Raw genomic sequence first — 6711 nt, forward strand, 5'->3', positions numbered from 1 at the left:
TTCTTAAGACATGTTCTCTTTAAAAGTTTTTCGCATTAGGTTTATTAAATCCATACCTCTCGAAAAACTCTTCTTTGAAATCAAGAAGACGGTCTTCACGTATTGCTTGTCTCACTTGTTCCATTAATTTTATCAGGAAATAAAGATTATGGTAAGAGGTAAGTCTAAATCCGAACGTTTCCTCACACTTTACAAGGTGTCGAATGTATGCACGACTGTAATTTTTACATACATGGCAATCACAGTTTTCATCAAGTGGACGATAGTCTCTTGCATATTTTGCGTTACGGACAACGAGACGGCCTGTACTTGTCATACATGTCCCGTTTCGAGCGATCCGTGTTGGTAATACACAATCGAACATATCGACTCCTCTAATTGCACCATCAATTAAAGCGTCTGGTGAACCAACTCCCATTAAATATCGCGGCTTATTCGTAGGTAAAAGTGGAGTTGTAAATTCAAGAACTCGGTTCATAACATCCTTTGGTTCACCTACCGATAAACCTCCTATCGCATAGCCTGGAAAATCTAATGAAACAAGGTCAGCAGCACTTTGCTTTCGTAGTTCTTCATATTCCCCACCTTGAACAATTCCAAATAAAGCTTGGTCTTCTGGACGTTTATGTGCTTTTAGACACCGTTCAGCCCAACGACTCGTCCGCTCAACGGAACTCTTCATATAATCATATTCTGCAGGGTATGGAGGACATTCATCAAAAGCCATCATTATATCTGGACCTAATGCATTTTGTATTTCCATCGCACCTTCAGGACTTAGGAATAACTTTTCTCCACTTAGATGATTTCTAAAATGGACACCCTCTTCTACTATCTTACGCAAATCACTTAAACTAAAGACCTGAAAACCACCAGAATCCGTTAAAATGGGGCGATCCCAGTTCATAAACTTGTGTAAGCCGCCTGCTTCTTGAACGATTTCATGACCTGGTCGTAACCAAAGGTGGTAGGTGTTGCTTAAAATAATTTGTGCATTCATTTCTTTTAATTCTTCAGGACTCATCGTCTTTACAGTAGCTAGCGTTCCTACTGGCATAAATATCGGTGTCTCAATTACACCATGAGGAGTGTGTACTTTTCCAAGACGTGCTCCAGACTGTTTACACGTTTTAATTAATTCATATGTTACGGCAGACAATTAACGTTGCCCTCCTTCTCTAATAAACATTGCATCACCGAAACTAAAAAAGCGATACTTATTTCGGACAGCATGTTCATATGCTGAGAGTATATTATCTCTACCCGCTAGTGCCGATACGAGCATAACGAGTGTCGACTTTGGTAAATGAAAGTTTGTTATTAAAGAATCAATTCCACGATACTTGTAGCCAGGATAAATAAAAATATCCGTCCATCCCGATGCAGTAGCAAACTTCCCATCATTTTGACTAGCAATAGTTTCTAACGTTCTAGCTGACGTTGTACCAACTGCAACAATTTTTCCACCTTGTTCTCTCACTTGGTTAAGCAGCATCGCCGTTCCTTCGGTCATTTGGTAAAACTCTGCATGCATTTCGTGTTCTTCAATACTTTCAACGCTCACTGGACGAAACGTCCCTAAGCCAACATGTAGTGTAATAAATGCAATATGTACACCTTTTTCACGAAGCTTTTCAAGTAGTTCATCGGTAAAGTGAAGACCTGCTGTTGGCGCTGCAGCTGAACCACGATGTTTTGCAAAAACCGTTTGATATCGGTCTTGATCTTCTAGTTGTTCTTTAATATAAGGTGGAAGCGGCATTTCTCCTAAAGAATCCAAAATTTCATGAAAAATTCCCTCATATTCAAATTCAATAATTCTCCCACCATGTTCAAGGCTCTGTTTACAAATCCCTCGAAGTTTACCTTCACCGAAAACAAGCGTAGTACCTTCTTTCACTTTCTTCCCTGGTTTAACTAAAGTTTCCCAAGTATCTCCTTCAAGTTGTTTAAGAAGGAGTAACTCAACCTTGGCTCCAGTATCTTCTTTAACTCCATATAATCGTGCAGGTAAAACCCTCGTATCATTTAAGACAAGACAGTCACCTTCATTTAGAAAATCGACAATCTCATAGAAATGTCTGTCTTTAATTTCACCTGTTTTTTTGTCTAAAACAAGAAGCCTTGAGGCGGTTCGATCTAGCAGAGGAGTTTGAGCAATTAATTCTTCTGGTAAGTAAAAGTCAAAGTCGTTTACATTCATTTAATTCGTTCCTTTTCATAATGGTCAGATGTCAATCTTTATTAGCATACATAAACGAAATATTAAACACAAGTACAACCTAACGAAATCTGCCGATGACAAATAAAATAAGTGAGATGACAACACTTAAAACGATAGATGTCATGATCGGAAAATAAAAAGTTGTATTTTCTCTCTTGATTAAAATGTCACCTGGTAGCTTTCCTAAAGGTAAAATTCTTCCGCCAACTTGCCACAATATTCCAATCAAAACTAATATGACACCTATAGTAATTAATAGCTTTGGCATATTGCTCAAGCTTCTGGCACCTCCATATGAAAATGTTGATAGACTAAAGGTGTTACGACTCTTCCTCGTGGTGTTCTTTGTAAAAATCCAATTTGCAGTAAATATGGCTCATAGACCTCTTCAATCGTGTCTGGTTCCTCACCGATTGTGGCTGCAATTGTATCGATACCAACAGGACCGCCACGAAACTTTTCAATAATCCCCATTAATAATTTATGATCAATATGGTCTAATCCTAAACGGTCAACTTGTAGACGTTCTAATGCATGATGTGCTAACGAGGCAGTAATTTGTCCATCCCCTTGAACTTGAGCAAAGTCACGGACACGACGCAATAAACGGTTAGCAATTCTCGGTGTCCCCCTAGATCTTCTTGCAATTTCTCTGGCAGCATCTTCATCAAGCTCTGCTTCTAAAATTTCCGCTGTTCGAATAACAATTTGGGATAATTCTTTTTCATTGTAGTATTCTAAGCGTGATAACACTCCAAAACGATCTCTTAACGGAGCTGATAATAACCCTGCTCTTGTTGTTGCACCAACAAGTGTAAACGGGGGTAAGTCAAGACGAACAGACCTAGCCGTCGGCCCTTTTCCAATCACAATGTCGATGCAAAAGTCCTCCATCGCAGGATATAACACTTCTTCAACTACTCGATTTAAGCGGTGGATTTCATCTATAAATAACACATCACCAGGCTCAAGTGCTGTTAGGACTGCCGCCAAGTCACCTGGCCTTTCAATGGCTGGGCCTGAGGTTGTTCTCATCTGAACACCCATTTCATTTGCAATTATTGCCGAAAGCGTCGTTTTCCCAAGACCAGGTGGTCCATATAAAAGGACATGATCTAAACTCTCCTGCCTCATTTTAGCAGCTTCGATAAAGATTTTAAGGTTATCTTTAACTTTTTCCTGTCCAATGTATTGATAAAATTGCTGCGGACGGAGACTGCCCTCAATCATGTCTTCTTCGACCTGCGAATGTGCAGAAATTATTCGTTCTTCCACGACTTTTCCTCCTGTCCGATTAATATTACTGCTTCAACATAAGTTGGAGTGCTTTTTTTATGTATTGATCCGTCGTTGTCTCTTCTTTTTCTAATTGCGGAACGATCTTGTTAATTTCACGATCTACATAACCTAATGCTTTTAAAGCCTCGACAGCTTCTTCAAGCTCTTTGGAGTAAGTATTGCCCTTAGGCTTGCTAAACTCTTCTGCTACACCTTGCTGGAATAAGTTTGGAGCAAATTCATCTAATTTCCCTTTTAAATCTAATATAATCTGTCTGGCGGTTTTTTTGCCTACCCCTGGAAATTTAACAAGGAACTTCTCATCCTCTTCTTCAATTGCGTTCACAAGTTGTTCTGGTTGACCAGAAGCAAGGATCGCTAAAGCACCCTTAGGACCAATTCCAGAAACATTTAATAATTTTTCAAATAAATGTCTTTCTTTTCTCGTTTTAAATCCATACAAACGAATTAAATCTTCACGTACATGTTGGTATGTATAGATCTTACATTCTTCTTCTAACTCTTTTTGGAATATAAAAGGATTTGGACAATGAATTTGATACCCAACCCCATTTACCTCTATAACAATATATTGAATATCTATAAAGTCAACTTTTCCTTTAATAAAATCAAACAACCATATCTCTCCCTTTACCTTCTTCTATGTAAAAAACGAACATGTATTTCTATTTTATCATAACCAACCTTTTTCATATAGTGATAAGAAAACGCAGCGGAGCCCAAATTCAGCAAGGTTCTTTAAAAGCGCTAATAAACGCTAATAATAAAATAAGCTGTTTTCATACAATTTATTGCTTTGAAGCGACGACGAAAAAGACGTGATGTCAATATCACGTCTTCTACATCTCCGTTTCTGCATACTTTTTAAAGGTTTTTAACACTTCTTGGTAATTCTCTCGTGACATCACTGGAATTCCGTTCTTCAGTTCACTCTCATGATGGCTTTTTAGTTTTTGCGTGTTTATTTGGAAAAAGGATTGAATAATCTTTTTTTCATCTGGTTTTCCCTCATAAATATTTAATACACCATCATCAGATAAACCGAAATATCCGTTAATTTTTAATAAAGGTGATATGTCATCTATCTCCTGCTTAAAAAGAATTTCTTCTTCATTTTGATCGACAAGTAACCATTGATCGTAGAAAGCCCAAAAATCTTCCATTGACCAAATCGTTTCCTTAACAATTTCTTCACTTACTTCACCATCTAAATAAACTCGCTGTAATTTAACTTGTATTGTCTTTGGACCCACGTCTTCGTTATTTGCCAATTTCATTACAGGAATAGCTTGTTTAGAAGCATGAGATTGAATAATCTTTTCGTTTTCTGATTGAAAGCCTAAAAGTAAGACACAACTTAACGAAAATAGGACAGCTACAACCATATGTTTTTTCGTAATTTTCTTAATGATTTGACCGTCCTTCATAAAATCACCACCATATAAAAAATAAAAGCACTTATTTATATGTCTATCTTTACCACCAATAAATGCTTTTATCCATAAAGTGATGAAATTCGTTCTTTCGTTCATAAATTATCTGAAGTAGATGAAAATTGTTTGTATAATAATTTTATTATTGAATATGCTATTGAACAGGATTGGAAACTATATGTATTTGAACAGGAGAGTAGATCTCCTGCTCATAACCTTACTAGTTACGTGTACGTTCAAATGGTCGACCAGCTGCACGACCTAGGTCTCTAATCATTTCAGTGAATGTAGCACCTACTTCATCAAATGCTTCTCCACCACGTAAACGATCGTCCATAGTACGTACTCGTGTCATTGAATCTTTGTCTGTTACAACATGAACGTTTTTACCACGAACCATGTTTTCGATATTATTTTCAACTTTTTCTTCTAGTTTAGCTTCGTTCTTTTTATTTGTTGGCTCAACAGCTACTACAACTTGATCGTCGTGCATTACAACACGGCAATCTCTAATGCCATCCATATTTTCTACAGAACGCTCGATTTCTTGAACTGTTTGTCCATCATAATTACGGTGGTAATTAGCCGTAGTTTGACCTCTCATCGTACGATTTTGACCACGTAATACTCCACGTTGGTCTACCATACCTTCACGATTTCCACCTGTAATTCCTGTAGCACCACCACGTGTTCCAGCTTGACCTTGAATGCCAGCTCCACGTGTTGCAGCTCCACCCATTCCTGTATTAGCATCATCTAATGTTCCGTGTGGTACTGCAGTTCCAGTCATCCCAGTTCTACCTGCCATGCCACGACCAGTGAAACCAGCTCCACCGATTCCAGTACCGCGCATATCATAGTTAGGACCTGTCATACGTTGGTTCATCGTTCTACCTGTACCTCTTAGGCCAGCACCTCGGTCATTAACACCTAATTGACCACCACGGATACCTTGACCTTGACGTTGTTCAACTCCATAACCAGTAATACCTTGACGTCCAGCACGATTATTTGGTGTGAACATATCAGTTATCGGACCTTCACCTGTCCATCTGGCACCAGTTACTCCACGGCCACCAGCTGCTCCAGCTCCAGTCATTCCATGACCACCGCCAGTTCCTGCTCCAGCGCCACCAAATCCAGCACCGCCGAACAGTCCAGTACCTGCTCCACCATGAGCCCCAGCACCAGCTGCTCCATGTCCAGCCATACCAGCGCCACGTCCTTGACCAAATAAACCAACTTCCCCTCGTGCTCCTGCTCCAGCAGCACCTTGTCTACCTGCATCAGTATAGCCAATTTCTCTGTTAGCTGCTCCAGCGCCACCCATATCTCTAGCTTGGTTATCGACGCCACATCCAGCTAAACCACCTATAATCATTGTTGCTGCAGTTATTGTAATCGCGAATTTTCGCATTTGATCTCCTCCTTTCACCACTTATAGTGGCATTTTGAGATCACTTTTAGTCTGTTAATATGTAGGAAAAGAAGTAAAAACAAGGGCTTTTATTTCAAATATTTATCAATGTTTGTGCGAGCAAATGAGCATTAACTTCACTTGTAATTGATCTGCATTAAGTACAATGTTAAATAAATAAAAAATTTACTTTTTGACTTCATTTTTTTAACAACATCCTTACATTTCTCCAATAAAAAAAGAGACAGCTATATAAACTGGTACCTGTAGTTAGGACACTTGAAAAAGAGTGTTTTATCTACAGGTATTTTTTTATATACTTGAATTCATATATGGAA

The 6711-nt window shown here is 38.6% G+C and carries 7 protein-coding genes; all 7 read right to left on the reverse strand.

What is annotated here, in order from left to right; all coding sequences use genetic code 11:
• Window positions 1-19: 19 nt before the first annotated feature.
• The 7 genes from tgt to GKP30_RS09190 all read right to left on the reverse strand — a co-directional run bounded on the left by tgt (window position 20) and on the right by GKP30_RS09190 (window position 6373).
• Window positions 20-1159 carry a tRNA guanosine(34) transglycosylase Tgt gene (gene tgt, locus GKP30_RS09160; protein WP_216829123.1) on the reverse strand — a complete coding sequence of 380 codons (1140 nt, stop codon included), beginning with the start codon at window positions 1157-1159 and terminating at the stop codon, window positions 20-22.
• Window positions 1160-2203, reverse strand: a complete 1044-nt coding sequence (queA, locus tag GKP30_RS09165) for a tRNA preQ1(34) S-adenosylmethionine ribosyltransferase-isomerase QueA (protein WP_216829124.1) — start codon at window positions 2201-2203, stop codon at window positions 1160-1162.
• Between the two features lie 79 nt (window positions 2204-2282).
• Window positions 2283-2501 (reverse strand): DUF2905 domain-containing protein, encoded by a 219-nt coding sequence (locus tag GKP30_RS09170; protein ID WP_216829125.1) that lies wholly within the window; start codon window positions 2499-2501, stop codon window positions 2283-2285.
• A complete protein-coding gene (ruvB, locus tag GKP30_RS09175) occupies window positions 2498-3454 on the reverse strand; it encodes a Holliday junction branch migration DNA helicase RuvB (protein ID WP_236034991.1) in 957 nt (318 codons plus the stop codon). The genes GKP30_RS09170 and ruvB overlap by 4 nt, the downstream gene beginning before the upstream one ends.
• Before the next feature lie 70 nt (window positions 3455-3524).
• A complete protein-coding gene (gene ruvA / locus GKP30_RS09180) occupies window positions 3525-4139 on the reverse strand; it encodes a Holliday junction branch migration protein RuvA (protein WP_216829127.1) in 615 nt (204 codons plus the stop codon).
• Between the two features lie 223 nt (window positions 4140-4362).
• A complete protein-coding gene (locus GKP30_RS09185; protein ID WP_216829128.1) occupies window positions 4363-4950 on the reverse strand; it encodes an intercompartmental signaling factor BofC in 588 nt (195 codons plus the stop codon).
• A gap of 226 nt (window positions 4951-5176) precedes the next feature.
• Entirely contained in the window at window positions 5177-6373 is a 1197-nt protein-coding gene (locus tag GKP30_RS09190; RefSeq protein WP_216829129.1) for a YhcN/YlaJ family sporulation lipoprotein, read from the reverse strand.
• Between the last annotated feature and the right edge of the window lie 338 nt (window positions 6374-6711).

The sequence above is a fragment of the Alkalihalobacterium elongatum genome, assembly GCF_019024285.1.
GTDB classification, from domain to species: domain Bacteria; phylum Bacillota; class Bacilli; order Bacillales; family Bacillaceae_F; genus Alkalihalobacterium; species Alkalihalobacterium elongatum.

What these genes read in the sequence shown, in the direction of transcription:
- queA (WP_216829124.1), bottom strand. Translation starts at nt 2,203, where the DNA reads ATGAATGTAAACGACTTTGACTTTTACTTACCAGAAGAATTAATTGCT.
- ruvB (WP_236034991.1), bottom strand. Translation starts at nt 3,454, where the DNA reads ATGATTGAGGGCAGTCTCCGTCCGCAGCAATTTTATCAATACATTGGA.
- GKP30_RS09185 (WP_216829128.1), bottom strand. Translation starts at nt 4,950, where the DNA reads ATGAAGGACGGTCAAATCATTAAGAAAATTACGAAAAAACATATGGTT.
- GKP30_RS09190 (WP_216829129.1), bottom strand. Translation starts at nt 6,373, where the DNA reads ATGCGAAAATTCGCGATTACAATAACTGCAGCAACAATGATTATAGGT.